1 protein-coding gene and 1 pseudogene are annotated in these 969 nt (G+C 73.1%); both read left to right on the top strand.

What is annotated here, in order from left to right; translation table 11 throughout:
• Positions 1 to 193, top strand: a pseudogene (locus tag AC2W7A_RS12855) (hypothetical protein); the annotation flags it as partial.
• Between the two features lie 50 nt (positions 194 to 243).
• Complete coding sequence (locus AC2W7A_RS12850; protein ID WP_485991669.1) at positions 244 to 888, top strand: copper chaperone PCu(A)C; 645 nt, start codon at positions 244 to 246, stop codon at positions 886 to 888.
• Positions 889 to 969 lie beyond the last annotated feature (81 nt).

Below are 969 nucleotides of genomic sequence, written 5' to 3'. Positions count from 1 at the left end.
GGACGCGGACGAGGCGTCCTCCGACCCGGCGGCCACCACCGAGACGCAGGCCGGCCAGACCACGGAGCCCGCTCTGCCGGGCTGGGTCTGGGCCGTCGGCCTCGGCGGGCTGGCCGTGATCGGCCTCGCCGCCGTGCTGATGTTCCGCAAGGCCTCTGCGCTCGGTCACACCGACACCCCTGAGGACCGGTGAGCGCGGCGTCGACGACGACCCCGCGAGGACACCGGAAGAGGAGAACGACCATGAAGAAGACCACCCGCGCCGCCGCCGTGGGCACCGCCTGCGCCGCCCTGATGCTGCTCACCGCCTGCGCAGGCGGCGAGGACACCCGGCCGGAGCAGAACGCCTCGGCCTCCCCGGCCACCGGATCGACCGAGTCCGCCGCGGCGCCGTTGATGGTCCAGGACGCGTGGACCAAGGCGAGCGAGTCCGGCATGACCGGCTCCTTCGCCACCCTGGAGAACACCAGCGACCAGGACGTGCACATCACCGGCGTGCACTCCGAGCTGAGCCCCGTGGTGGAGCTGCACACCATGGTGGACGACGGCTCCGGGCAGATGGTCATGCAGGAGGCGCCGGACGGCTTCACCGTGGAGGCCGGGAACACCTACGAGCTCGCCCCCGGCGGCGACCACGTGATGTTCATGGACCTGCAGAACCCGCTGCTGCCGGGCGACACCGTGGACTACGTCCTCGAGCTGGAGGACGGCTCGGAGGTGGAGGTCACCGGCGAGGTCCGTGACTTCGCCGGCGCCAACGAGAGCTACCACGGCGGCGAGGCCTCCGGCTCCGAGGACTCGGACGCCGGCCACGAGGGCCACGATCACGACGACATGGGCGACGGCCACGGTGACGAGGGCATGGACCACGAGGGCCATGACCACTGACCCTCGCCCCGAGGAGACTCCGGACCGCCGGTCCGGACCGGGACCGCCCCGCCGCCACGGCGGGGACGGCGGGGGGCGGCC

It is taken from the genome of Micrococcus sp. LASM2_SD2 (genome assembly GCF_057364565.1).
This window is presented reverse-complemented; position numbering and strand designations above follow the sequence as displayed.